Consider the following 1,181-nt stretch of genomic DNA (forward strand, 5'->3'; position numbering starts at 1 on the left):
CCGCATTGATCGTAATGATGTTACGCGCCTTCTGCGCGATATCGCCATCATCTTTGCCTAATGCTGACTTAATGAGAGCAAGACTTTGCTCCGCACTATCCACACTTAAATCAGTTAATGCTGCTTCTTGAATACCTAAGGCAACAGGTCGAATTTCATATTCAATAACTTCGCCATCTCGCAATTCTGCAACATGGGTATTAGCCGCAATAGAAATTTCATCAAGGCCGTCGTCAGAATGCACCACCATCACATGCTCACTGCCAAGGCGATTTAATACTTCCGCCATTGGACGGCAAAGTGCTTTCGAAAACACACCGATAATCTGGCGCTTTACACCAGCAGGATTTGTCATTGGCCCTAACATATTGAAAATCGTACGCATTGCTAATTCTTTGCGTGGGCCAATTGCATGACGCATCGCGCTATGGTGGGCTGGCGCAAACATAAATCCAACACCAATCTCTTGCACTGCGCGCGCAACTTGCTCAGGGCTTAAGCCCAAATTAACACCTGCAGCTTCAAGAAGATCAGCACTTCCGGTACTACTAGAAACACTACGATTACCATGCTTTGCAACGCTGCCCCCTGCGGCTGCAACTACAAAGGCAGATGCAGTCGATACGTTAAACAAATTAGAGCCATCACCACCAGTTCCACAGGTATCAACTAAGTGCTGAGCATCAACATTTACAGAGGCAGACAAATCACGCATCACTTGCGCTGCACCGGTAATTTCGTCAATCGACTCGCCCTTCATACGCAACGCAATCAATAGAGCACCAATCTGCGCATCGGTCGCTTCGCCCGTCATTACCGTCTGCATCACGACTTTCATATCTTCTGTTGATAGGCTTTGCCCCTCAACAATCTGAGCAATTGCATCTTTAATATCCATGACTAGTCTCTCTTATTGTTGGTGTTTGCTTATGACTCGCGCTTCAAAAAATTATCAAGCAACTCGTGACCGCATTCAGTCAAAATTGATTCTGGGTGAAATTGCACCCCTTCAACATCTAGGGTTTTATGGCGCACACCCATTATCTCTTCCATTGAACCATCCTCATGTTCGGTCCACGNAGTAATTTCTAGGCAATCAGGAAGCGCATCTTTATCAATCACTAAAGAATGGTATCGCGTTGCTGTCACTGGGTTAGGTAAACCTTTAAATACACCTTCAT

At 45.7% G+C, this 1,181-nt stretch carries 1 protein-coding gene and 1 pseudogene; both read right to left on the reverse strand.

The features are described 5' to 3' along the window. The coding region (gene trpD, locus A3739_RS17415; protein WP_068502207.1) for an anthranilate phosphoribosyltransferase at positions 1 to 898 on the reverse strand (898 nt) is incomplete at its 3' end. Between the two features lie 29 nt (positions 899 to 927). Next, positions 928 to 1,181, reverse strand: a pseudogene (locus A3739_RS17420) (anthranilate/aminodeoxychorismate synthase component II); the annotation flags it as partial.

This window comes from Oleiphilus sp. HI0067 (assembly GCF_001635735.1).